The organism is Streptomyces cyaneofuscatus, from assembly GCF_000718135.1.
Taxonomy (GTDB): Bacteria; Actinomycetota; Actinomycetes; order Streptomycetales; family Streptomycetaceae; genus Streptomyces; species Streptomyces cyaneofuscatus.
Window position 1 is genome coordinate 341658 of sequence record NZ_JOEM01000013.1, and the last position, 21866, is coordinate 363523.

Consider the following 21866-nt stretch of genomic DNA (forward strand, 5'->3'; position numbering starts at 1 on the left):
GCCCGGGGCGGAGCCCCGAAACCCCAGCCCGTCCGGCGCTTGAGGACAAAGGGGGGCCCGGGGCGGAGCCCCGGTTTCGGGAAGGGGCGGGTAGGGGGGAGGCCCCGCGCAGCGGCCCACCGCACCCCGCAACGACCGCCCCCACCACCCCTCACCGCACGGTGAGAAAGTCCTCCGCCTCCCGGACAGCCCGCTCCCGAGCCACCCCCACCGCATGCCCCACAGCCACCGCCCCCAACGGATCCCACGACGAAGGCAGCGCGAGCACCTCCCGCACCACCGACCGGCAGAACATCGTCGAGGACACCCACGCCGACCCCAACCGCTCACCGGCCAGCGCCACCAGGAAGTTCTGCACCCCCGCCCCCGCCGCGACCACGAACATCTCGCGCTCCGCCGTGTCCCGCCGCTCGTCCCCGTACGTGTGGGAGCCGTCCATCACCAGGCACGGCACGACCAGATACGGCGCGTTGCGCAGCACATCCCCGCGCCGCACCCGCTTCGCGATCGACTCCTCGCTCTTGCCGTCGCGCCGCAGATCCGCGATCCAGGCGTCCCGCATCGCGTCGAGCAACCGCGTCCGCGACTCGGCGGACTCCAGCAGCACGAACCGCCACGGCGTCGTGTGATGAGGCGCCGGCGCGGTCACCGCCGCCGCCACCGCCCGCCGCACGGCCCCCGGATCCACCGGCTCGTCGCTGAACTCGCGCACCGTACGCCGCAGGGTCACCGCTTCCCGTACGGCCTCGGACGTGCCCAGCCGGAACATGTCATCGGCCGCACCCCGCACCAGGGCACGCGCACCGGAGTCATCCCCCGGGTCCACCGACGCGACCACGTGCGGCAACCCCCGCACCACCGCCACTGGCAGGCCCGCCGCCTTGCCCTTGACCAGGTCCCCGGCGGCGGCCAGCTCGTCCGCCGTCGCGACGACCGTGGCGCTGAGCGGATTGCCGTACGCGTCCGTCCCGCCGCGCAGATCGTCCAGCACCCGCACCCCCGCCGCCCCGATCGCGACATCGGTCAGCCCGTTCCGCCAGGGCCGCCCGAAGGTGTCCGTGACGACGACGCCGATCTCGACGCCGAGGGTGTCCCGCAGCCCGTCCCGGATGGCCCGGGCGGAGGCGTCGGGATCCTCGGGCAGCAGGAGCACGGTCCCGGCCGGAGTGTTGGAGGCGTCGACCCCGGCGGCGGCCATCACCAGCCCCTGCCGGTTCTCCACGATCCGCAGGGCACCGCGCCGCGCCACGACCCGTACGGTCTCGGCGTCGATGGCGGCCTCACGGTCCACGGCCTGCACGATCCGGCCCTCGGCCTTGGAGACGATCTTCGAGGTGACGAGCAGGACGTCACCGTCGACGAGCCCCGGCTCCGCCCCGGCGATCAGCTTGGCGAGATCGTCGCCGGCACGCACCTCGGGAATCCCGCCCAGAGCCCACACCCGAAAGGAAGGCGCGGACGCACCACCAGCACCACCGGCACCATCGAGACCACCGGCATCACCATCGGCGGAGACACTCACACCCCCACCTCCCCGGCCAGCTCCAGCGCCCGCCGGGCCATCTCCGCCGTCGCGTCCACGTCCGTCATCATCAGCGGCACCGCCCGGCACCGGATGCCCGCCGCCTCGACCTCGCCGACCGCACCCGCGTCCACCGTGTCGACCAGCCACCCGTCCAGCAGCCCCGACCCGTAGTGCTGGGCCACGGCGGCCGCCGTCGACTCGACGCCCACGGCCGCGAGCACCTTGTCCGCCATGCCCCGCACCGGCGCGTCCCCGACGATGGGGGAGAGGCCGACGACCGGCACCCCGGCCTCGGCGATCGCCTCCCGGATCCCGGGCACGGCGAGGATGGTGCCGATGGAGACCACCGGGTTCGACGGCGGGAAGAGGATGACATCGGCGGCGGCGATCGCCTCCAGCACCCCCGGCGCCGGCTTCGCCTGCTCCGCCCCGACCGGCACGATGGCCTGCGCCTCGACGGAGGCGCGCAGCTTCACCCAGTACTCCTGGAAGTGGATGGCCTTGCTCTCGCCGTCCGTCTCGACGGCGACGTGCGTCTCGACCCGGTCGTCCGACATGGGCAGCAGCCGCACCCCCGGCTGCCAGCGGGCGCACAGCGCCTCGGTGACCGCGCTGAGCGGATAGCCCGCGCCGAGCATCTGCGTACGGACGATGTGGGTCGCGAAGTCGCGGTCACCGAGACCGAACCACCCGGGCCCCACCCCGTACGCCGCGAGCTCCTCCTTGAGCTGGAAGGTCTCGTCGGTCCGGCCCCAGCCCTGCTCCTCGTTGATGCCACCGCCGAGGGTGTACATCACGGTGTCGAGGTCGGGGCAGACCTTGAGCCCGAACAGATGGATGTCATCACCCGTGTTGCCGATGACCGTGATGTCCGCGTCGGGCGCGGCCTGCTTGAGGCCACGCAGAAAACGAGCACCACCGATACCACCGGCCAGAACAACAATGCGCATGCACAGCAGTTTGTCAGGCGGGTACGACATCCACGGCCGTCGGGGCGCATTGCGCGGCGTGCATCGGCATCTCGGTCAGACCCGGGTAGTAGATGTGCAGGCTGACGGCCGGGTCGAGCGAGTCGTTGACCACTTCGTGGACGTATCCGGGGGCGAAGGCGCGCTGCGCTCCGGCGCCGAGCGCCTGATGGCCACGCTCGGTGTGCTCGGTCAACTCGCCTTCGAGGACCGTGAGTACACCGGCGGAGCGGCCGTGGTCGTGGCGCCCGCTGCCCTGTCCGGGCACCCAGCTGAGCAGCCACACCTCGTAGCCGGGGCCGGCCTGGAGGCGGTGGTACCAGCGCGTGGTGGTGTCGTACCGGACGAGTCCGGCCCAGCGCGTGCGGTCGGCCGCGATGGAGCGGGCGAGGCCGACGAACTCGGAGACGGTGGAGGGGTGCTCGCGGGCGGGCTGGAGGAGGTGCTGGACCTCGAGGATGTCGCCGGCGATCTGAAGGTCGCTGTCACTGTTCATGGGGTGCGGTGGTTCCTCGGCATGGGGGGTGCGCGTGCGGGGAGTCGCGTGGGGCGTCGGCGGCCGCGGAGATGAAGAGAGCCACGGGGAAGCCGGAAAAGCGGGGGAGGGCTGGATCAGAGCTGGAGCACTACGGCATCAACAGCTGTGACAGCTGGAACAGCAACAGCGAGCCTGGACAGCGCTACGGAACCCACGGACGTGGGTGACGTGCATCGCTGCGATCGCTGACATGAGATCAAGGAGACCGGCTGAATCGCCCTCTGTCAACCCGCTGCCCGATATGGGGGCAATGTTTCACCCCTTCCGGTTGTCACGCGAGCAGAAAGGTTTGCTCACCGCCAAGGGCGGAGACATGGCGCATCACCCGTGCCTCTAAACGCGGCTGAGGGGCTGTGACCTGAATGTGATCTTGATCGCTACAGTGATCGAATCGCAACGTAAGGGCACCCCTGATCGTCTTGACCGGGGGAAGGCGTGATGGAGTGACGCCTGTGGCATATGTCAGGTTTTTGGTGATTTGAACACTTTCCGCATACGCTTGGTTCCGCAGAGTGAATCCCTGGGCCAATAGCAGATCCTCGCTTGACTGCCTCGGAGATACACACTTGTAATTTCACTCGTGTCGTTCGGCCGTGACCAGTCAGTAACGGCCGCATCACGGGACGCAAGAGACAGACGAGGGGCGCACATGACCGAGCTGTTCCAGCAACTGCTGGTCGAGGACGCGGACGAGGAACTCGGCTGGCAGGAGCGCGCACTGTGCGCCCAGACCGATCCCGAGTCCTTCTTTCCCGAAAAGGGCGGATCCACCCGCGAGGCCAAGAAGGTCTGTCTCGCCTGTGAGGTGCGGTCGGAGTGCCTTGAGTACGCGCTGGCCAACGACGAACGCTTCGGCATCTGGGGCGGGCTTTCCGAACGTGAACGACGGCGCCTGAAGAAGGCAGCGATCTAAGCGCCCCGAGCAGGCAGCGATCCGGACGCCTTAAGAAGGCAGCGATCCAGGCGCCTCAGCAGGCAGCGATCCAAGCGCCTCAAGAAGGCAGCGATCCAGGCGCCCCTCCCGGCCCCGGCCCCGGCAGCCCTTTCCCGAGCAGGGCTCCTCAAGGACCACGCCCCGACGGCCCGCCGCCCACCACTCCCTCCCCGGGGAGCGGGCGACGGGCCGTCGGCGTGTCCGCACCCCTCGCACACCAGGCGCGTTCACCCACCCCGGCACCTGCCCGGCATCCACCCCGGCATCCGCGCCCGCACCTGCCCGGCACCCGCTCCGGGCCACCCCCGCGGATCCGTACCGTTAGTGTGGGGCCCCGTCCGAGATGCGCCAACGCCCCGCCGGGGCGCGCGTGTACACCGATGCAGCCCCCGGGGATACGCCCCCGGACCCGGCCGGAGGGCCCGTACCTCGATGTCCGTGCACAGCCACTCGGCGGCGCCGAACGCGGCCGCCGCCGCCCCAGAGTTCCCCCGGCACGTCGTCACCGCCGTGCTCGTCTCCCACGACGGCGCCCGCTGGCTGCCCGACGTGCTGGCCGGGCTGCTCGGGCAGGAACGCCCCGTACAGAACGTCGTCGCCGCCGACACCGGCAGCGCCGACGACTCCGCCCGGCTGGTCACGGAGGCGCTCGGCGGCGACCGCGTCCTGCACCTCGCCCGCCGTACGAGCTTCGGCACCGCCGTCGACGAGGCGGTCCGCACCGCCGGGCCGCTGACCCCCGACGACCTGCCCTACCTCAAGCGCCCCGGCGGCTGGGACCCGGTCACCCGGGCCTGGGTCGACGAGAACTACGACCTGCCGGAGCTGCCGCACGGCGAACCGGTCCAGTGGCTCTGGCTGCTCCACGACGACTGCGCACCCGAGCCCGACGCGCTCGCCGAGATGCTGCGCGTCGTCGACACCGACAAGCACGCCACCATCGTCGGGCCCAAGCTGCGCGGCTGGTACGACCGCAAGCAGCTCCTCGAAGTCGGCGTCTCCATCGCCAACAGCGGCCGCCGCTGGACCGGCCTGGACCGCCGCGAGCAGGACCAGGGCCAGCACGACCAGGTCCGCACCGTCCTCTCCGTCTCCTCCGCCGGCATGCTCATCCGCCGCGACGTCTACGAGGAGCTCGGCGGCTTCGACCGCAACCTCCCGCTGATGCGCGACGACGTCGACCTGTGCTGGCGCGCCCACCTCGCCGGCCACCGGGTCCTCGTCGCCCCGGACGCCGTCCTGCGCCACGCAGAGGCATCCGCCCGCGAGCGCCGCCCCATCGACTGCGCCGGCCGCTCGATCGCCGGCCCGCACCGCGTCGACAAGGCGGGCGCGGCCTACACGATGCTCGTCAACGCGCGCGGCAAGGCCCTCCCCTGGGTCCTGCTCCGGCTCGTCGTCGGCACCCTCCTGCGTACCCTCGCCTACCTCGTCGGCAAGGTCCCAGGACAGGCGCTCGACGAGGTCACCGGCCTCCTCGGCACCCTCCTGCGGCCCGGCCGCATCCTCGCCGCCCGCCGCGACCGCGGAAAGGGCGTGGTCGACGCGGCCGAACTGCGCGCGCTCTTCCCGCCGCCCGGCGCCACCGTCCGCGCCACCGTCGAACAGGTCGCGGGCAACTTCGGCAACAAGGGCGAGGCCGAGTCGAGCGGTTCGCGCCACGGAGCCGTCGAGTCCGGCCCCGGCGGCGACGATGCCGACTTCCTGGAGGTCGACCAGTTCGCCCGGCTCAAGAGAATCGGCCGCAAGCCCGGCCCGGTCCTCTTCGCCCTGCTGCTCGTGGTCTCCCTCATCGCCTGCCGCAACCTGCTCACCGGCGGCTCCCTCGCGGGCGGCGCCCTGCTGCCCGCCCCCGCGGAGGCCGGCGAGCTCTGGGGCCGGTACGCGGACGCCTGGCACACGATCTCCACCGGCTCCACCGAGACCGCCCCGCCCTACCTCGCGCTCCTCGCCGCCCTGTCGGCCCTCTTCCTCGGCTCCACCGGCTTCGCCGTCGCCGCGATCCTGGTCTGCTCGGTCCCGCTGGCCGGGCTCACCGCGTACTTCGCCTCCCGGCCGCTGCTCCCCTCGCGGCTGCTGCGGGCCTGGGCGAGCGTCGCGTACGCCTTCCTGCCCGCCGCGACCGGCGCCCTCGCCACCGGCCGGCTCGGCACCGCCGTCCTGCTGGTGCTGCTCCCGCTGATCGCCCGCGCGGCCGTCGCCGCCCACGGGTTCCGCGACGGCGCCGACCCGGACGCGCCGCGCGGCAGCTGGCGCGCGACCTGGGCGTACGCCCTGCTCCTCACGGTCACGACCGCCTTCACCCCGATCGTCTGGCCGCTCGCCGTGGTCCTCGGCCTCGGTGTGCTGGCGCTGCGCCGCCGCGACATCACGGCGTACGGGCTCCGCTTCCTCGCCGCCGTCGGCACCCCGATCCTGGCGCTGGCCCCCTGGTCGCTCACGCTCCTCACCGACCCGTCCGCGTTCCTGCGCGAAGCGGGCCTGGACATCGGTACGGGGACGGCTTCGGCGCTCGACCTGCTCGGGATCAGCCCCGGCGGCCCCAAGGCGGCCGGCGGCATCCTGCTGCTCGGCATCGTGCTGGCGGCGCTCGCCGCCCTGATGCGCGGCGAGCGGCAGTTCGCCGTCCGGGCCGCCTGGGCCACCGCCCTCACCGGCCTGCTCTTCGCGGCGCTCGCCAACGGCTCGACCTGGGCCGGACCCGCCACCCTCGTCTACGGCGCCGCCCTGATCGCCGCCGCACTCGTCGGCGCGGACGGCGCCCGGGTCCGGGTCGCCGAGCAGAGCTTCGGCTGGCGCCAGCCCGTCGCCGCCCTGATCGCCCTGGCCGCCGGGCTCGCCCCGGCGCTCGCCGCCTTCGGCTGGATGATCGGCGGCGCCGACGGCCCCCTGGAGCGCCGCGACCCCGTCCAGGTCCCCGCGTTCGTGGCCGAGGAGAGCGCGACCCAGGACCAGGCGCGCACCCTGGTCCTCGGCGGCACCTCGCCCGGGTCCGTCTCGTACAGCCTGGTCCGCGGTTCCGGCGCCCGCCTCGGCGACGGCGAGCTGACCGAGGCGGCGGGCTCCAACAGCCACCTCGACAAGGTCGTCGCCAACCTGGTCGCGGGCTCCGGCGCCGACCAGGGCGGCCAGCTCGGCAACTTCGCCGTCCGTTACGTCCTCGTACGCGACGGAGCACCGCGCCAGATGAGCCGCGTCCTCGACACGACCCCCGGCCTCAGCCGCCTCAGCCAGCTCGACGGCAGCGCCCTGTGGCGGGTGGACCGGCAGGTTGCCCGGGTGATGGTGGTTCCGGCCGGCGGTGAGGGCGAGCGCCTTCCGGTCGGCTCCGGGCCCGTCGAGGCGCACTCCGAGATCCCGGCGGGCGACGAGGGCCGCATCCTGCGGATCGCCGACGAGGCCGCACCCGGCTGGCAGGCCACGGTCGACGGCAAGCCGCTGACCCGCGTGACCGTCGACGGCTGGGCGCAGGGCTTCGAACTGCCCGCGGGCGGCGGCCGCCTGGACCTCACGTACGACGCCCCGTTCACGCACACCGTCTGGCTCTGGGCGCAGGGCGCGCTCGCCGTGGTCCTGGTGGTCATGGCCCTGCCGGGCCGCCGCCGGGAGATCGACGACGACCTGCCCGAGGAGGCGCTCGCGGTCGCCGCGGCCGACGCGGACGGCGACGGCCGCCGGGCCCGCAGGCTCCGCGCGGCGGCGGAGGCGGAAGCCGCTGCGGCCGAGGCGGCCGGGACGGCCGAGTCCGCCGGGGACGGCTATCCGGCGGACGGCACGGGCGAGATCCCGCCCCCGCCGCCCTCGGCACCCGTAGAGGCAGCCGGTGCGGGGGAGTACATCCCCGACCAGCAGAGCGGTGGCTACGACCAGCAGGACACCACCAGCGGCTACGCGGTGCTCCCGCAGCAGAGTTACGGGGAGTGGGACGGCGGTCAGTACCAGGGCGCCGACCAGCAGGCCGCCACCTCCTACCAGCAGGGCGACTACGTCGCGTACCAGCAGGACCCGTACACACAGCAGGACACCGGCTACCCCGCCGGCTCCGGCTACCAGGACCCGTACGGACAGCAACAGCCGCAGCAACAGCCGCAGCAGCAGTACGGCGGTGACCAGGGCGACGGCAGCGGCCAGTACGGCAGCTCCGATCAGCAGGGCAGCGCTCCTCAGTACGACGGGTACGCCCAGTACGACCAGTACGACCAGTACGGGCAGTACACCGGGGAGCAGCCCCCGTACGCCGATCCCGCCGCCCAGCACCCCGCCGAGAACGGCGAGAACCCCGACACCCCGGGCCAGGCCCCCTGGCAGACCCGTAACGCATCGCGAGGCGAGTCCGAGTGAAGTCCACCCACCTGTCCCTCATCGCGGGCACCGTCGCCCTGGCCGCCATCACCGGCTTCGCCTCGCTCAACGTGTCCGAGGGCCCCGCCGCCGAGGAGATCGCGACCGCCTCCTCGCTGCCGGTCGAACGCTCCAGCCTGGTCTGCCCGGCGCCCAGCACCTCCGACCTCGCGGAGACGAGCTACACCTCGTTCACCCCGCCCGGCAAGGGTGACGGAGGCGGCACGAAGGACGACACCGCGGAGCTGAAGCCGGCCCTGCCGGTCCTCGACGACGAGGCCGAGACGGACCCCAAGAAGGTCAAGAAGGCCGAGGAGGCGGCGAAGAAGGCACGGGCGAAGGCGGACAAGCCGGTCCTCGCCGTGAAGGAACCCGGAAAGCCGGTCCTCGCCGAGGCCAACGGTTCCGGTGCCCCGGCCCTTGTCGGCACGGCCACCGGCACGCTCGCCCCCGGCTGGTCCGCCCAGCAGACCACCACGGTCACCGCGGGCGGCGCGCGGGGCGTCCTCGGGGTCAGCTGCACCGCCCCGGACACCGACTTCTGGTTCCCCGGCGCGAGCACCGCGCGCTCCCGCCAGGACTACCTCCACCTCACGAACCCCGACGCCGGCGCGGCCGTGGCCGACATCCAGCTCTTCGGCGCCAAGGGCGCGGTCACCTCCGAGGTCGGCGACGGCATCACCGTGCCCGGCCGCTCCAGCGTCGCGCTCCTGCTCTCCACCCTCACCGACGAGTCCGTCAACGACCTGACGGCCCACGTCACCACCCGCTCCGGCCGGGTCGGAGCGGTCCTGCTGACCGCCGACGACGGTTCGGGCACCGACTGGCTCACGGCGGCGGCGGACCCCTCCGGCACGCTGGTGATGCCCGGCATCCCGGCCGACGCCACCTCCGTACAGCTGGTGGCGTTCGCGCCCGGCGAGAGCGACGCGGATGTGAAGGTCCAGCTGATGGGGAAGAACACGACGTTCGCCCCGGCGGGGAACGACACCCTCCACATCAAGTCCGGGATGACCGCGACGGTCGACCTGAAGGACATCACCCGCGGCGAACCGGGCTCCCTGCGCCTCACCCCCGTGGAGAAGAACCGGGCGACCCCGATCGTCGCCGCCCTCCAGGTGGTCCGGGGCACCGGCGCCAAGCAGGAGTACGCCTACATCCCGGCCACCCGCCCGGTGGGCGCCCGGGCGAGCGTCACCGACAACCGGGCCAAGGGCTCCACGCTCTCCCTCGCCGCACCGGGCGCGGACGCCAAGGTGAAGGTGACCACGTCGGCGGGGAGCGGCGGCGGCGAAGCGGCCGTCGAGACGTACACGGTCAAGGCCGGTACGACGATGGCCGTCACCCCGAAGCCCCCGGCCGGATTCAAGGGCACGTACGCGCTGACCGTCGAGACGGTGTCGGGCGGCCCGGTCCACGCGTCACGGGCACTGGTCCTCCCGGAGGACGGCGTCCAGATGTTCACGGTGCAGACGCTGCCGGACGACGGCGGCACGGTGGTGGTCCCGTCGGCGCGGCAGGACCTGTCGGTCCTGGACGACTGACTGAGGGGTACGGGTCCGCGACGCGGGCGCGGGTAGGGACGGACTCAGTCCTGCCCGTACCGCGGATCGACCGACTCCGGGGCCAGCCCCAGCAGCTCGGCGACCTGCTCGACGACGACCTCGTGGACCAGGAGGGAGCGCTCGTCGCGGTTCTTGGTGCGGATCTCGATGGGCCGCCGGTAGACGACGATCTGCGCGGGCCGTCCCTTGGCCGCCGATACGGCGCTGCCGAGCGGAACGCTGTCCTCCAGATCGCTGGGCACATCCAGGACGACGAAGTCGACCTCGGCCAGCTGGGGCCAGCGCCGCTCCAGCCGCTCCACCGAGTCCTGGACCAGATCCCGGAAGACCTCGCCCCGGCTGGCCGACAGCGGCACCTGGGGCGGCGCGACCGGCCCCCGCATACCGCGGCCATGACGGTCGCGGCGCCGGGGCCGCGGCTCGAACGAGTGGGGGGAAGGTACGGAGCTGTCCATCACCGACGCAGCGTAACGCTCCCCAGGACGGCCCGATCGTGCCGAGGACACGGAGCCGCGACCGTTTCCCCGGCCGCCCCACCGACCGTTCCCCCTCGGCCGCCGGCCGGCCGGAACATCCCGGCCGGCCACCCCGATGTGGGCCTTCTGTCCACAGTTGAACATTCAGGCCAAGGTTGAGCCTTTTTCAGGCCCCAGATCCGATCACCGACGGTGAGCGGAACGCCGCCATCCGCCCCGGCGCGTACCCTCCGCACCACCCGTCCCGCACCACGCCCCCGCCGCGGCGCAGGTCAGGAGGGCCGCGGGAGGCGGGGGTGTGTCGAGGACCACAGGGCGACACGGTGGGGTGAGCCGGGGGAGAGTCGTCGCAGCCCGCTCAAGAGTGCGGTACCGTCCAACATCGTGAGCCCTGTACGTCGCTGTTCGCGCACCGCGTGCGGCCGCCCTGCCGTCGCGACACTGACGTACGTCTATGCCGACTCGACTGCGGTCCTCGGCCCGCTCGCCACCTACGCCGAGCCCCACTGCTACGACCTCTGTGCCGAGCACAGTGAGCGGCTGACCGCGCCACGCGGCTGGGAGGTGGTGCGCCTCTCCGACGGCTCCGCCCCCGCGCACCCCAGCGGTGACGACCTCGAAGCCCTGGCCAACGCGGTACGGGAAGCGGCCCGGCCGCACGACCGCGGGCCGGACGGCGTGGGCCGGGGCCCGCGAGCCGCCGACCCGGTGGAAGTCGCCCGCCGGGGCCACCTGAGAGTGCTGCGCTCCCCGGACTCCTGAGGCCGCCTCCTGGGGTATCTCCCGGCCGGGTAGTTTGGACCCTCCGTAAACACCAGGAGGACCGGCCGTGGTCGCTGATCTGTCGCAGCTCGTGAAGGCGTACGACGTACGTGGCGTGGTGCCCGACCAGTGGGACGAGTCGCTGGCCGAGCTGTTCGGAGCCGCGTTCGTCCAGGTCACGGCCGCCGACGCGATCGTGATCGGCCACGACATGCGCCCCACCTCCCCGGCCCTGTCCGGCGCTTTCGCCCGGGGCGCGGCGGCCCGGGGCGCGGACGTCACGCTCATCGGCCTCTGCTCGACAGACCAGCTGTACTACGCGTCGGGGGCGCTGGACCTCCCGGGTGCGATGTTCACTGCCTCGCACAACCCCGCGCAGTACAACGGCATCAAGATGTGCCGGGCGGGAGCGGCCCCGGTGGGCCAGGACACGGGCCTGAGGGAGATCCGCACCCTCGTGGAGCAGTGGTCGGAAGGCGCCCCGCAGCCCCCCGCGTCCCCCACCCCCGGCACGATCACGGAACGCGACACCCTCACCGACTACGCGGCCCACCTCCTGGCCCTGGTCGACCTCAAGGCGATCCGCCCCCTGAAGGTCGTGGTCGACGCGGGCAACGGCATGGGAGGCCACACGGTCCCCACGGTCTTCAAGGGCCTGCCTCTCGACCTGGTCCCCCTCTACTTCGAGCTCGACGGCACCTTCCCCAACCACGAGGCCAACCCCCTCGACCCGAAGAACATCGTCGACCTCCAGGCCCGCGTCCTCGCCGAGGGCGCCGACCTCGGCCTCGCCTTCGACGGTGACGCGGACCGCTGCTTCGTCGTCGACGAGCGGGGCGCCGGAGTCTCCCCCTCCGCGATCACGGCCCTGGTCGCCGCCCGCGAACTGGCCCGCAACGGCGGCAAGGGCACGGTCATCCACAACCTGATCACCTCCTGGTCGGTCCCCGAGGTGGTCCGAGAGAACGGCGGCACCCCGGTCCGCACCCGGGTCGGCCACTCCTTCATCAAGACGGAGATGGCCGAGCACGGCGCGATCTTCGGCGGCGAACACTCGGCGCACTACTACTTCCGCGACTTCTGGAACGCCGACACGGGCATGCTGGCGGCCCTCCACGTCCTGGCCGCCCTGGGCGGCCAGGACGGCCCCCTCTCGGAACTCGTCGCCGCCTACGACCGCTACGCCGGCTCCGGCGAGATCAACTCCACGGTCGCCGACCAGGCGGCCAGCCTGACCGCCATCAGGTCCGCCTACAGCACGCGCGACGACATCACGTTCGACGACCTGGACGGCCTGACGGTCACGTCCACGGACTGGTGGTTCAACCTCCGCGCCTCGAACACGGAACCTCTGCTGCGCCTGAACGTGGAGGCGAGGGACGAGCGGACGATGACGGCGGTACGGGACGAGGTCCTGGCCTTGATCCGCGCCTGAGGCCCCCGCCACCCCAGCCCCTCCGGGCGCCCGCACTTCAGCCCCTCCGGCGTTCCACTCCAGCCTCTCCAGCCTCTCCAGCCCCTCCGGGCGCCCGCGTTCCGGCCCTTCCGGCGTTCCCTTTCAGCCCCTCCGGCGTTTGAGGAGCGGGGGTCCGGGGCGGAGCCCCGAAACCCCAGCCCGTCCGGCGCTTGAGGACAAAGGGGGGTCCGGGGCGGAGCCCCGGTTTCGGGAAGGGGCGGGTAGGGGAACAGCCCGCCGCAGGCGCCCACCGCCCCATCCCCCGTCCCTCACCCCCCGGCGAACCGCGCCCCCGTCCCCCCAGCGGTAGGCTGACGACGCCTGATCCACGTGAATCAGAAATCGCACCGCTCGAAGGGACCCACCCCATGCCGCTCGAAGCCGGCCTCCTGGAGATCCTGGCCTGCCCGGCCTGCCACTCCCCGCTCGACGACCGCACCGCGGACGACAGCCCGGAGCTGGTCTGCACCGGCGCCGACTGCGGCCTGGCCTACCCGGTCCGGGACGGCATCCCGGTCCTGCTCGTCGACGAGGCGCGCCGCCCCGCCTGACAAGCGAGCGAAGCGCGTACGGGAACCGCGCGCGGCACGCCGGCCCGGACGGCCAGGGGCGCACCCCGAACAGGACCCCGCCCCCACCCCCGGCACCCCGCCACCGCCCCGGCACCCGCATCCCGCACCCCACCCGGTGATCGGAGGCCCACCGCCATGCTCGACGAGTCCTTGCTCGACGCCCCGGAAGCCCTGGCCAGGGCCGACCGCCGCGACCTGCTCCGCGGCGCCGCCGAGGCGGGCGCCCGGGTCCGCACCGCCGCCCGGCACGCCGCCGAGGCCGGCATCGGCGGCCTGAACCCCGAGGGCCGCCCCCGCGCCGTCCTCGTCGCCGGCCCCGGCACCGCCGCATCCGGCGTCGCCGACCTGATCGGCGCTCTGGCGGGCGCGGCCGCCCCCGTGACCCGGATCCACCCCACGGGCGTCGCCCCCGCCCCCGGCGCCCTGCGCTGGGCCCTGCCCGGCTGGGCCGGCTCGGTGGACCTCCTCCTCATCGCGACCGCCGACGGCTCGGAGCCCGGCCTCGTCCTCCTCGCCGAGCAGGCGTACCGCCGCGGCTGCACCGTGGTCGCCGTCGCCCCCACCCGCTCCCCGCTGCGCGACGCGGTGGACGGGGTGCACGGTCTGGTCGTCCCGATGGCGGCCGCCCCGCACGGCGAGTACGACGCGGAGACCTCGGCCGCCGGCCCCGGCACCCTGTGGGCGCTGCTCACCCCGCTGCTGGCCCTGCTCGACCGGGTGGGCCTGGTGACCGCCCCCGCCGAGGAGCTGCAGAAGGTCGCCGACCGGCTGGACCGCACCGCGGAACGCTGCGGCCCGGCCATCGCCACGTACAGCAACCCGGCCAAGACGCTCGCCGCCGAGCTCGCCGACAGCCTGCCGCTGCTGTGGACGGAGGGCGAGGCGGCGGGCCCGGTCGGCCGCCGCTTCGCCGCCGTACTGTCCGAGCTCGCGGGCCGCCCCGCCCTCGCCGCGGAACTCCCCGAGGCGCTGCCCTCGCACGGCACCCTGCTCGCGGGGGACTTCGCGGCCGGCGCGGACCCGGACGACTTCTTCCGGGACCGGGTGGACGAGGGGGAGACCCTCCGAGCCAGGGTCGTCCTGCTGCGGGACCGCCCGGCGGGCGGCCTGAGCGCCTACCCGGCGGCCCGGGAACTGGCCCTCGGCCACGACACCCCCGTCAGCGAACTGGAACCGGACGAGGGCAGCGAACTGGAGACCCTGGCCGAACTGCTCGCGATCACAGACTTCGCAGCGGTGTACCTCTCGCTGGCCTCAACCCCCACCTGACGAAGGCGCACCCCGCCCGACGCACCCCCGCACGACGACGCCCCAAGCCACACCCGCCGCGCACCGCGCACCGCACGACCCCTAGGACGACTCCATGGACCGGCTGTCCAACACCGTACGCCCCTACGCCTGGGGCTCGACCACGGCCATCCCCGCCCTGCTCGGCACCGCCCCCACCGGCGAACCGCAGGCCGAGATGTGGATGGGCGCCCACCCAGGAGCCCCCTCCCGTATAGCCCGCCCCAAGAGCGCCACAGACACCAAGGGCACCACCGACACCACCGCCACCCCGGCGGAACGCCCCCTCACCGACGTCATCGCCGCCGACCCCGAAGGCGAACTCGGCGCGGCCACCGTCGCCCGGTTCGGCCCCCGCCTCCCCTTCCTCCTCAAGCTGCTCGCGGCCGGCTCCCCCCTCTCCCTCCAGGTCCACCCCGACCTGGACCAGGCCCGCAAGGGCTACGCGGACGAGGAGGCCCGGGGCATCCCGATCGACGCCCCCCACCGCACGTACAAGGACGCGAACCACAAGCCCGAGCTGATCTGCGCCCTCACCCCCTTCGACGGCCTCTGCGGCTTCCGCAGGCCCACCGAGGCGGCGGACGCCATGGAGGCCCTCGGCGTCGACTCCCTGAAGCCGTACGTGGACCTCCTGCGCGCCCACCCCGAGGAGGCCGCCCTCCGCGAGGTGCTCACGGCCATCCTCGGCGCCGACCCGGCGGAGATGGCCGACACCGTCGCCGAGGCGGCGGCCGCCTGCGAACGCCTCGGCGGCGCCCACGCCCCGTACGCCCGCATCGCCCACAACTACCCCGGCGACCCCGGCGTCCTCGCGGCGATGCTGCTGAACTACGTCCAACTCCAGCCCGGCGAGGCCCTGTTCCTGGGCGCCGGCGTCCCGCACGCCTATCTCGACGGCCTCGGCGTCGAGATCATGGCCAACTCGGACAACGTGCTGCGCTGCGGCCTCACCCCCAAGCACATCGACGTCCCCGAACTCCTGCGCATCGTCCGCTTCGAGGCCACCGAACCCGGCGTACTGCGCCCCGAGGCGTCACCCTCCGGCGAGGAGCGGTACGAGACACCGGTCGACGAGTTCGCCCTGTCCCGCTACACCCTCGCGTCCGGGGCCGCGCCCGCCGAACTGACCGCCTCCACCCCCCAGATCCTGCTCTGCACGGCGGGCACCGTCCGGGTCGGCGAACTTGACCTGACCCCCGGGCAGTCCGTCTACGTACCGGCCGCAGAAGCGGTGGAAGCCACGGGATCGGGCACACTCTTCCGTGCCACGGTGGCGGCCTGATTCATCACCCCTCCCCGCGGCTGCAACAATGTGCCGCCGCAGCGCGGCACCACCTGCCGTACACCGAGGAAGGGACATCACGCACTCATGAGCGCGTCCGGCGGAACCAAGGCGATCGTGGCGGCACTGGTCGCCAACCTCTCGATCGCCGTGGCCAAATTCGTAGCGTTCCTCTTCAGTGGGTCCTCGTCGATGCTCGCGGAGAGCGTCCACTCGCTCGCCGACTCGGGCAACCAGGGCCTCCTGCTGCTCGGCGGCAAGAAGGCCAAACGCGAGGCCACCCCGCAGCACCCGTTCGGCTACGGGCGCGAGCGCTACATCTACGCCTTCCTCGTCTCCATCGTCCTCTTCTCGGTCGGTGGCATGTTCGCCGTCTACGAGGGCTACGAGAAGATCAAGCACCCGCACGAGATCACGGCCTGGTACTGGCCGGTCGGGGTCCTGATCTTCGCGATCATCGCCGAGATCTTCTCCTTCCGTACGGCGATCAAGGAGTCCAACCAGACGCGCGGCGACCGTTCCTGGACCGAGTTCGTCCGCCGCTCCAAGGCCCCCGAACTCCCGGTCGTCCTCCTGGAGGACCTCGGCGCCCTCGTCGGCCTGATCCTCGCCCTCGGAGGCGTCGGCCTCGCCCTCGCCACCGGCAACGGCGTCTGGGACGGCATCGGCACCCTCTGCATCGGCATCCTGCTGATCGTCATCGCGATCATCCTGGCCGCCGAGACGAAGTCCCTCCTGCTCGGCGAGTCCGCCGGCCTCGAAGAGGTCGAGAAGATCAAGGCGGCCGTGGTCGACGGCGACACCGTCACCGGCATCATCCACATGCGCACCCTCCACCTCGGCCCCGAGGAGCTGCTGGTCGCCGCCAAGATCGCGGTCCAGCACGACGAAACCGCGGTCGAGATCGCCAACGCGATCAACGCCGCCGAGAACCGGATCCGCGAGGCCGTCCCGATCGCCCGGGTCATCTACCTGGAGCCGGACATCTTCAACGCGGAGGCCGCCGCGGCCGGCACCAACCCCGGCAAGACACCCGGCGCCCCGGCCCCGCAGGACCCGGCGGCTCCGGGCGGCCCGAAGGATCTCGGCCACTGACCCACCGCACATCGGCCCCGATCGGCCCGGTGACCCCTCACACACGCCCGTCTCCACGAACGGGCTGGGGGTCACTGGGCCGTTCGGTGTAGATTCGGATACGGAACAGACGTCGCTGCTGATGGCGGTCGACCGGTCCGCGGACGCGAGCCGGGCGAGGGACAGAGGGCCTCCGACGGACTGCACTGCGAACGCGCTCGGGCATTCGTATGTCCGTCGCCGCAGAGTCAGCCCAGACAGCCCACCTCGACCCATCACGAGGAGCAGCCCCGTTATGACGACGGTCACCAACCGCCAGGACTTCAAGGTCGCCGACCTTTCTCTCGCCGCCTTCGGCCGCAAGGAGATCACTCTCGCCGAGCACGAGATGCCCGGCCTGATGTCGATCCGCAAGGAGTTCGCCGCCACCCAGCCGCTGGCCGGCGCCCGGATCACCGGCTCGCTGCACATGACCGTGCAGACCGCCGTACTCATCGAGACCCTCGTCGCCCTCGGCGCCGACGTCCGCTGGGCCTCCTGCAACATCTTCTCCACCCAGGACCACGCCGCCGCGGCCATCGCCGTCGGCCCGAACGGCACCCCGGAGGCCCCCGCGGGCGTCCCGGTCTTCGCCTGGAAGGGCGAGACGCTGGAGGAGTACTGGTGGTGCACGGAGCAGGCGCTGACCTGGCCGAACACCCCCACCGGCGGCCCGAACATGATCCTGGACGACGGTGGCGACGCCACCCTCCTCGTCCACAAGGGCGTCGAGTTCGAGAAGGCCGGCGCGGCCCCGGACCCGTCGACGGCGGACAGCGAGGAGTATGCCCACATCCTCACCCTGCTGAACCGCACCCTAGGTGAGGCCCCGCAGAAGTGGACCCAGCTGGCGTCCGAGATCCGCGGCGTGACGGAGGAGACCACCACCGGTGTCCACCGCCTCTACGAGATGCACCGCGACGGCACCCTCCTGTTCCCCGCGATCAATGTGAACGACGCGGTCACCAAGTCGAAGTTCGACAACAAGTACGGCTGCCGCCACTCCCTGATCGACGGCATCAACCGCGCCACCGACGTCCTGATCGGCGGCAAGACCGCCGTCGTCCTCGGCTACGGCGACGTGGGCAAGGGCTGCGCGGAGTCCCTCCGCGGCCAGGGCGCCCGCGTGATCGTCACGGAGATCGACCCGATCTGCGCGCTGCAGGCGGCGATGGACGGCTACCAGGTCGCCACCCTCGACGACGTGGTGGAGCAGGCCGACATCTTCATCACCACGACGGGCAACAAGGACATCATCATGGCCTCGGACATGGCCAAGATGAAGCACCAGGCCATCGTCGGGAATATCGGCCACTTCGACAACGAGATCGACATGGCCGGCCTGGCCGCCGTCGAGGGGATCGTCAAGGACGAGGTCAAGCCCCAGGTCCACACCTGGAAGTTCCCCGACGGCAAGGTCCTCATCGTGCTCTCCGAGGGCCGCCTGCTGAACCTCGGCAACGCGACCGGCCACCCGTCCTTCGTGATGTCGAACTCCTTCGCCGACCAGACCCTGGCGCAGATCGAGCTCTTCACGAAGCCGGAGGAGTACCCGACCGACGTCTACGTGCTGCCCAAGCACCTGGACGAGAAGGTCGCCCGACTCCACCTCGACGCCCTCGGCGTCAAGCTGACGACGCTCCGCCCCGAGCAGGCGGCGTACATCGGCGTCGAGGTCGACGGCCCGTACAAGCCCGACCACTACCGCTACTGATCCGGCACCGTCGGCGGTCAGGGAGGCATGCACCATCCCGTCCCGGCCGCCGCACGGCACCGGCCCTCAGCAGCACCACGCACCACGCACCGCGTACCACGCATCACGTAGCAAGCAGCAGCAGCGGCCGCTGACCGGCAGCTGACGAGACAGGCCCCCGCACCCCCGTGTCGGGGGCTTGTCCCGTCAACGCCCCTGGTTACCGCCCCCGCACAGCCCGAGGAACCCGAAGGACCCCATGCCCCGCGGCAGGTATTCGCTCCACGATCTTCACGATCACACCCCCCTCGGCGAAGAACACTTCCACTGCGCCCCCGGCCCCTCCGGCTGGCGCTACGTCTCCCAGACCACGTCCCCCTCGGGCGACCATCTGGGCTCCGTCGACCTGGCCCTGGACGAACTGGGCCGACCGATCCGTCTCGAACTCCACTCCGCGAGCTGGCAGGTACGGGGAGCCGCCCTGGAAGGCGTCACCTGGGTCCGTACCGACCCGACCGGCACCGACGCCACCGAAGGCAACGTCCGCGCCCACGCCTTCTCCGGAACCTCCCCCGCGTTCCTCATCGCCCTGACCCGATTTCTACGCCTCACCCCCGATTCCCCCGAGACCCGCGTCCGCGTGGTCACCTTCACGGACCCGGTCCTCGCGCCGCGTACCGGCGACCAGTCCTGGGCTCTGGTGAACAGTGAAGCGCACGCCACTGACAACGGCCCTCTGATCGTGGACGAATACCAGGTCAGCGCCCTGGACACCGGTGATCGGCACACCGTTCACGTGGCTGGGGACGTCGTCCTCGCGGCCCCGGGCATCGAGCTGGAGCACCTGGAGACACCTCCGTCCCCGCCCCTCTCCCCGCCCGCCGGCTAACCGGGCGGAGCGAACCCCGCCGAGGACCCGCCCGTCCCCTTCTGCTCCTTCGCACCGGAACCAGCACCACCGGCAGACGCGCCGGGCGCAACAGTGCCGCCAAACGCAGCAGGCGTAACAGCCCCGCCAGGCGCAGCAAATCCGACGGCCCCAGCAATGCCCGCAGACTCCGGCGCCCCAGCCACAGGCACCGGTGCGGCCGAGGACGCGCCCCGCCCGCCCGCGAACACCCGCCGGGCATCACGCGCCTGCCGCTCATGAACCACCGCGGCCAGGAATGCGGCAGCCGGAATCCCCTGCGGCGGAGCGATCCCCGTCCGCGAAACAACCTCGTCGGCCAACCGCGCAGCCATCGACCTGCCGACGCCGGGATCCAGCTGGTGCATCCGCGTGAGGTACTGCCGTATCGCGAGCCAGAGCTCGTCCGGCACGGCGGACAGATCCAGTTGCGAGAACCGGCCGACCAGCCACGGCGGAGGCGGCGGCACGGCGACCGACCGCTTGGCCGTCACACGTTCCCGGATGACCAGCGTCCCCGCGAAGACGTCACCGAGCCGGCGCCCGCGTGCCGAGACCAGCGACGCGATCGAGGCCACGACCCCGAACGTCATGAGGATCTCCACGGCCCCCATCGCCCCCCGCACGAGCGCGTGGCGGAACCGGATCGGCCCGCCGTCGTCGCGCACCACGCGCAGCCCGCAGGCCAGCTTCCCGAGGGAACGGCCGTGGCTCAGCGTCTCCACCGCGATCGGCCCCCCGATCAGCACCAGCAGGAACAAGGCGACCCCGATGGCCGCGACAGCGGCTTCGTCCAGGGTGACGGAGGCGATCCCCACCACGACCGAGACCAGCATGAAGACGCAGAAGACCACCGCCAGATCGATCGCCGCGGCCAGCGCCCGGCTCGGCAGTCTCGCCGGCCTCAGCTCCAGGACAACGGCGTCCCCGGTCACCAACTCGCTCATCGCGCCCCCACTCTTCCCGACCTTCGCTGCCCCGGCCGGCCCCAGTCTGCCAAGCTGACCCGCAGCGTGCCGCAGTAGTACGGCCCCCGTACGCACCCATGCCTGGAGCAACAGCCGCCCATGGACCTCGACGTCTTCGTCACCGCCCACCGCACGGAGTGGGACCGCCTCGACCACCTCCTGCGCCGAGGGCGCCGTCTGACGGGCGCGGAGGCGGACGAGCTCGTCGTCCTCTACCAGCGCACGGCCGCCCATCTCTCCCTGATCCGGTCGACCACCCCCGACCCGCTGCTCACCACCCGCCTCACCCAGCTCGTGGCCCGGGCCAGGGCGACGGTCACGGGCACCCGCAAGGCCTCCTGGCGCGACGCGGCCCGCTTCCTCACCACGGGATTCCCGGCGGCGGTCTACCGCTCACGTCACTGGTGGGTCCCCACTGCCGTCCTGTCCACGCTGGTGGCAGCCCTCCTGGGCTGGTGGATCGGCACGCACCCCGAGGTCCAGGCCGCGATAGCGGCCCCGGACGACCTCCGGGCCATGACCCGCCCCGGCGGGGAGTACGAGACCTACTACTCCAGCCACCCGGCGGCCTCGTTCGCCGCGCAGGTATGGACGAACAACGCCCAGGCCGCCGCGATGTGCCTGGTCCTGGGCGCGTTCCTCTGCCTACCGGTGGTCTGGATCCTCTTCATCAACATGCTCAACCTCGGGGTCGGCATCGGCCTGATGTCCTCCGCAGGCCGCCTGGACGTCTTCCTCGGCCTGGTCCTCCCGCACGGCCTCCTCGAACTGACCGCGGTGTTCGTGGCCGCCGGTACGGGGCTCCGCCTCGGCTGGACGGTGATCGACCCCGGCCCCCTCTCCCGCCGAACCGCCCTCGCCCAGCAGGGCCGCGCCGCACTGGGCATGGCGATCGGCCTGGCCCTGGTGCTGTTCGTCTCCGGCCTGCTCGAAGGCTTCGTGACCCCGTCAGGCCTGCCGACCTGGGCCCGGATCACCATCGGCATCATCGCTGAACTGGCCTTTCTCGCGTACGTCTACATCCTGGGCCGCCGCGCGGTACGAGCCGGCGACACCGGCGACCTCACAGCGGTCGAACGCAGCGCCGAGCTTCCCTCCGCCGCCTGACCACCGGTGTGCGTTCGCCCCCGCTGAGCTGCTAGTCTCCTCTTCGCCCACAAAATCCGTTGACACGGGAGATGTGGGGAGGTAGATTTAAACGGTTGCCTCGGACTAGACAAGTTCGAGTGAAGCGCATAGTGTCTACTTCGCTCGCGGCGGTGAGTTCGCAAACACCCCGCAGAGCCACCGATTCCCTTTACTCGAATCACGGACCGTTCATTCGGTCGACGCGCTTCTGATAAAGTCGAATCAGCCGAAAGGCAAGGCCACTCCACGGGCCACCGGAAATCGAATTCGGACCGGAAACGGAACGAAAAAGAGTCTGGTAAAGTTGGAACCGCCGGAAAGGGAAAACGCGAAAGCGAAGAACCTCGA

17 protein-coding genes are annotated in these 21866 nt (G+C 72.2%); 12 read left to right on the forward strand and 5 right to left on the reverse strand.

Annotation, left to right across the window (positions count from 1 at the left end):
- Positions 1-151 precede the first annotated feature (151 nt).
- The 3 genes from IF17_RS0122785 to IF17_RS0122795 are packed head-to-tail and all read right to left on the reverse strand — an operon-like array spanning position 152 to position 2989.
- The gene (locus IF17_RS0122785) at positions 152-1522 is read right to left on the reverse strand and encodes a coenzyme F420-0:L-glutamate ligase (RefSeq protein WP_078616003.1); all 1371 of its coding nucleotides are present in this window, start codon (positions 1520-1522) and stop codon (positions 152-154) included.
- Positions 1519-2475, reverse strand: coding sequence for a 2-phospho-L-lactate transferase (gene cofD, locus IF17_RS0122790; protein ID WP_030568800.1), 957 nt, complete (start codon positions 2473-2475; stop codon positions 1519-1521). Before cofD ends, IF17_RS0122785 begins: the two co-directional genes overlap by 4 nt.
- A 13-nt stretch (positions 2476-2488) precedes the next feature.
- Complete coding sequence (locus IF17_RS0122795; protein ID WP_030568803.1) at positions 2489-2989, reverse strand: cysteine dioxygenase; 501 nt, start codon at positions 2987-2989, stop codon at positions 2489-2491.
- 691 nt (positions 2990-3680) lie between these two features.
- Here IF17_RS0122795 and IF17_RS0122800 point away from each other — a divergent pair.
- From IF17_RS0122800 to IF17_RS0122810, 3 genes are all read left to right on the forward strand, one after another.
- Positions 3681-3944 (forward strand): WhiB family transcriptional regulator, encoded by a 264-nt coding sequence (locus IF17_RS0122800; protein WP_014046372.1) that lies wholly within the window; start codon positions 3681-3683, stop codon positions 3942-3944.
- 453 nt (positions 3945-4397) lie between these two features.
- Positions 4398-8306 (forward strand): glycosyltransferase, encoded by a 3909-nt coding sequence (locus IF17_RS0122805; protein WP_030568807.1) that lies wholly within the window; start codon positions 4398-4400, stop codon positions 8304-8306.
- Positions 8303-9850, forward strand: a complete 1548-nt coding sequence (locus tag IF17_RS0122810) for a DUF5719 family protein (RefSeq protein ID WP_030568809.1) — start codon at positions 8303-8305, stop codon at positions 9848-9850. The genes IF17_RS0122805 and IF17_RS0122810 overlap by 4 nt, the downstream gene beginning before the upstream one ends.
- Before the next feature lie 44 nt (positions 9851-9894).
- Here IF17_RS0122810 and IF17_RS0122815 read toward each other — a convergent pair whose 3' ends face one another.
- The gene (locus IF17_RS0122815; protein ID WP_030568811.1) at positions 9895-10254 is read right to left on the reverse strand and encodes a metallopeptidase family protein; all 360 of its coding nucleotides are present in this window, start codon (positions 10252-10254) and stop codon (positions 9895-9897) included.
- A gap of 477 nt (positions 10255-10731) precedes the next feature.
- Between IF17_RS0122815 and IF17_RS0122820 the strand changes: the two genes are divergently transcribed.
- From IF17_RS0122820 to IF17_RS0122855, 8 genes are all read left to right on the forward strand, one after another.
- Entirely contained in the window at positions 10732-11109 is a 378-nt protein-coding gene (locus IF17_RS0122820; RefSeq protein WP_030568813.1) for a DUF3499 domain-containing protein, read from the forward strand.
- A 67-nt stretch (positions 11110-11176) separates the two neighbouring features.
- A complete protein-coding gene (locus IF17_RS0122825) occupies positions 11177-12544 on the forward strand; it encodes a phosphomannomutase/phosphoglucomutase (RefSeq protein WP_030568815.1) in 1368 nt (455 codons plus the stop codon).
- 389 nt (positions 12545-12933) lie between these two features.
- Entirely contained in the window at positions 12934-13116 is a 183-nt protein-coding gene (locus IF17_RS0122830; RefSeq protein ID WP_030568817.1) for a Trm112 family protein, read from the forward strand.
- A gap of 156 nt (positions 13117-13272) precedes the next feature.
- Complete coding sequence (locus IF17_RS0122835; protein ID WP_030568819.1) at positions 13273-14406, forward strand: SIS domain-containing protein; 1134 nt, start codon at positions 13273-13275, stop codon at positions 14404-14406.
- Positions 14407-14500: 94 nt separating this feature from the next.
- Complete coding sequence (gene manA, locus IF17_RS0122840) at positions 14501-15709, forward strand: mannose-6-phosphate isomerase, class I (protein WP_030568821.1); 1209 nt, start codon at positions 14501-14503, stop codon at positions 15707-15709.
- 87 nt (positions 15710-15796) lie between these two features.
- On the forward strand, positions 15797-16804 hold the full coding sequence (locus IF17_RS0122845) for a cation diffusion facilitator family transporter (RefSeq protein WP_030568823.1): 1008 nt from the start codon (positions 15797-15799) through the stop codon (positions 16802-16804).
- 274 nt (positions 16805-17078) lie between these two features.
- Positions 17079-18536, forward strand: a complete 1458-nt coding sequence (gene ahcY / locus IF17_RS0122850) for an adenosylhomocysteinase (RefSeq protein WP_030568825.1) — start codon at positions 17079-17081, stop codon at positions 18534-18536.
- 238 nt (positions 18537-18774) lie between these two features.
- Entirely contained in the window at positions 18775-19404 is a 630-nt protein-coding gene (locus tag IF17_RS0122855) for a hypothetical protein (RefSeq protein WP_030568827.1), read from the forward strand.
- Here the strand turns inward: IF17_RS0122855 and IF17_RS0122860 are convergent.
- Positions 19401-20369 (reverse strand): RDD family protein, encoded by a 969-nt coding sequence (locus IF17_RS0122860; protein ID WP_030568829.1) that lies wholly within the window; start codon positions 20367-20369, stop codon positions 19401-19403. The genes IF17_RS0122855 and IF17_RS0122860 overlap by 4 nt on opposite strands.
- Positions 20370-20489: 120 nt before the next feature.
- On the opposite strand from IF17_RS0122860, the gene IF17_RS0122865 reads away from it, so the two are divergent.
- The gene (locus tag IF17_RS0122865; RefSeq protein WP_030568831.1) at positions 20490-21497 is read left to right on the forward strand and encodes a stage II sporulation protein M; all 1008 of its coding nucleotides are present in this window, start codon (positions 20490-20492) and stop codon (positions 21495-21497) included.
- The last annotated feature ends 369 nt before the right edge of the window (positions 21498-21866 follow it).

Excerpts from the sequence above, each read along its gene's own strand:
- cofD (WP_030568800.1), bottom strand. The coding sequence starts at position 2,475 with ATGCGCATTGTTGTTCTGGCCGGTGGTATCGGTGGTGCTCGTTTTCTG.
- IF17_RS0122795 (WP_030568803.1), bottom strand. The coding sequence starts at position 2,989 with ATGAACAGTGACAGCGACCTTCAGATCGCCGGCGACATCCTCGAGGTC.
- IF17_RS0122800 (WP_014046372.1), top strand. The coding sequence starts at position 3,681 with ATGACCGAGCTGTTCCAGCAACTGCTGGTCGAGGACGCGGACGAGGAA.
- IF17_RS0122805 (WP_030568807.1), top strand. The coding sequence starts at position 4,398 with ATGTCCGTGCACAGCCACTCGGCGGCGCCGAACGCGGCCGCCGCCGCC.
- IF17_RS0122815 (WP_030568811.1), bottom strand. The coding sequence starts at position 10,254 with ATGCGGGGGCCGGTCGCGCCGCCCCAGGTGCCGCTGTCGGCCAGCCGG.
- IF17_RS0122830 (WP_030568817.1), top strand. The coding sequence starts at position 12,934 with ATGCCGCTCGAAGCCGGCCTCCTGGAGATCCTGGCCTGCCCGGCCTGC.
- IF17_RS0122835 (WP_030568819.1), top strand. The coding sequence starts at position 13,273 with ATGCTCGACGAGTCCTTGCTCGACGCCCCGGAAGCCCTGGCCAGGGCC.
- manA (WP_030568821.1), top strand. The coding sequence starts at position 14,501 with ATGGACCGGCTGTCCAACACCGTACGCCCCTACGCCTGGGGCTCGACC.
- IF17_RS0122845 (WP_030568823.1), top strand. The coding sequence starts at position 15,797 with ATGAGCGCGTCCGGCGGAACCAAGGCGATCGTGGCGGCACTGGTCGCC.
- ahcY (WP_030568825.1), top strand. The coding sequence starts at position 17,079 with ATGACGACGGTCACCAACCGCCAGGACTTCAAGGTCGCCGACCTTTCT.
- IF17_RS0122855 (WP_030568827.1), top strand. The coding sequence starts at position 18,775 with ATGCCCCGCGGCAGGTATTCGCTCCACGATCTTCACGATCACACCCCC.
- IF17_RS0122860 (WP_030568829.1), bottom strand. The coding sequence starts at position 20,369 with ATGAGCGAGTTGGTGACCGGGGACGCCGTTGTCCTGGAGCTGAGGCCG.
- IF17_RS0122865 (WP_030568831.1), top strand. The coding sequence starts at position 20,490 with ATGGACCTCGACGTCTTCGTCACCGCCCACCGCACGGAGTGGGACCGC.